The organism is Bacillus sp. P4_D3 (assembly GCF_056401855.1).
This window is the reverse complement of the sequence record NZ_JBFUIN010000634.1, coordinates 1-1,809: the sequence shown is the minus strand read 5'-3', so window position 1 is coordinate 1,809 and position 1,809 is coordinate 1. Positions and strand designations below refer to the sequence as shown.

The 1,809-nt window shown below is 34.3% G+C and carries 1 protein-coding gene and 1 pseudogene; both read left to right on the top strand.

Annotated features, from left to right (window positions below):
- The first annotated feature begins 101 nt into the window (after nt 1-101).
- On the top strand, nt 102-1,343 hold the full coding sequence (locus tag AC1DTM_RS25020) for an esterase/lipase family protein (RefSeq protein ID WP_477001145.1): 1,242 nt from the start codon (nt 102-104) through the stop codon (nt 1,341-1,343).
- A gap of 87 nt (nt 1,344-1,430) precedes the next feature.
- Nucleotides 1,431-1,809, top strand: a pseudogene (locus AC1DTM_RS25015) (homoserine dehydrogenase); the annotation flags it as partial.

Genomic DNA, 1,809 nt, shown 5'->3' with positions numbered 1-1,809 from the left:
TACAACGTATATAAAATACTTTACATTATGTTTAAGTTAAAAACGAATTGTGTAAATCTTTTTCACGGAAAAATGTAAACGTTTTATTAGGGGGAGAAAGTATGGGGAAGCTATTTTTAAAAATATGTTTTTTTGCATTAGTGACTGTTTGTTCATTTGTAGCGAAAACATCTTACGCTGAAGAGAGKCAACAAAATAATTATCCTATGATTTTAGTGAATGGATTTGCTGGATGGGGTAGGGAAGAAATTGTAGGGGTAAAATATTGGGGTGGTGTTCATGATATACAGGAAGATTTAAAAAGAAATGGTTATAGAGTTCATACGGCTGCTGTTGGCCCTGTTTCTAGTAATTGGGACCGTGCATGTGAATTATATGCGCAAATTAACGGTGGAACAGTAGATTATGGTGCGGCGCACGCTGAGAAACATGGACATAATCGTTTTGGTAGAACTTATAGTGGATTTGCACCGAATTGGAGTGAAACAAATAAAGTACATTTAGTTGGGCATAGTATGGGTGGACAAACGACAAGAACATTAGTCCAGCTATTAAAGGAAGGGAGTTTTGAAGAAAAGAATTATGTGAAAAACTATCCAAACGCAAAGATATCACCACTATTTGAGGGTGGTAAATCATATGTTCATAGTGTTACAACATTAGCAACTCCGCATAATGGGACAACACTTGCCGATGGAAGTCTCTTGTTGCCGTTCGTTAAAGATTTACTCATTACTGCTGCAAGTTTAGGAGGAAACAATAATTTATCATTATATGATTTTAAATTGGATCAATGGGGTATGAAAAAGAATGGTGGAGAGTCCTTTTTCCAATATACTGATCGTATTTTAAATAGTTCAATTTGGAAAAATACAAAAGATATAAGTCAATGGGATTTAAGTACTGATGGTGCAAAAGAGTTAAATAATTGGGTAAAGACGCAATCGGATGTATATTACTTATCGTATAGTGGACATGCATCGCAAGCAGCACCTATAACAGGTTTACAATTACCTCATATTACGATGAACAAAGTGTTAATGGGTAATGCATTTTTCTTAGGTTCCTATGCAAGATATGAAGAAAATCGCCCATTAATTGATACATCTTGGTGGCAAAATGACGGTGTAGTAAATACAAATTCTATGATTGCGCCTTCGTCTAATATTGCCGTAAATAATAATGAGTCTTTACAGGTTGGAAAATGGAATCATATTGAAACGAAAGTAAATTGGGATCATCTCGATATGGTAGGATTAAGTGTTTCAGACACGTTAGGTTTTTCTAATATTCAAGAATTTTATAGAACAATTGCAGAAAAGTTATCATGGCTACCGCAATAGTTAATAATAAAGCGCTCTCGATGGAATTCGGGGGCGCTTTATATTATATTGAAAGAGGGATTTGGTAGAAAAATATGGGGGGATATTATGAAAATTTACATTGTACTATCTGGATATGGAACAGTAGGAAGAGAGTTTATAAAATTATTAAATGAAAAATATTTATATATAAATGAAACATATGGAATAAATTTAGTGGTAAGTGGCGTATTAGGTAGAAATGTTGCAATACGTAATGAGGGAGGGTTATCTATTCATCATTTATTAATGTATGGTGGCGGTACTGCTGCGATTGAAAAATATATAGAACATCATCCGGAGGAACGTGGAACAAGTGGGATAAGTGGCACTGTATTGGTAGAATCAACTGTTACAAATCTAAAGGATGGAAATCCAGGAAAACAATATATAAAACAAGCGATTGAGAAACATATGGATATAGTCGCAATTTCTAAAGGTGCACTCG